The organism is Prevotella illustrans (genome assembly GCF_017426725.1).
GTDB classification, from domain to species: domain Bacteria; phylum Bacteroidota; class Bacteroidia; order Bacteroidales; family Bacteroidaceae; genus Prevotella; species Prevotella illustrans.
In genome coordinates this window covers 1-252 of record NZ_JAERMS010000126.1, presented here as the reverse complement: position 1 = coordinate 252, position 252 = coordinate 1, and the positions used below count along the sequence as shown (strand labels likewise).

Below are 252 nucleotides of genomic sequence, written 5' to 3'. Positions count from 1 at the left end.
CAATTAAACCATCAAATGACTAATATTACCCAATAAATCCATAAACAAATAAAAACAGGTTATACCAACATGTAATTAATACTGTTGTGATAACCTGTTTTCTTATTATTTATACTTTGATACAACTGCAGCGATAGCTTGACCGCCACCAATACACAATGACGTTAAACCAGTTTCAACTTCATCATTCAGTTGATGCAATAATGTCACTAATACTCTAGCACCAGATGCACCAATAGGGTGTCCAAATGC

General features: G+C 33.7%; 1 pseudogene. It reads right to left on the bottom strand.

Going from position 1 to position 252, the window contains the following annotated elements:
- Positions 1 to 105: 105 nt before the first annotated feature.
- Positions 106 to 252, bottom strand: a pseudogene (locus tag JHU38_RS12340) (acetyl-CoA C-acyltransferase); the annotation flags it as partial.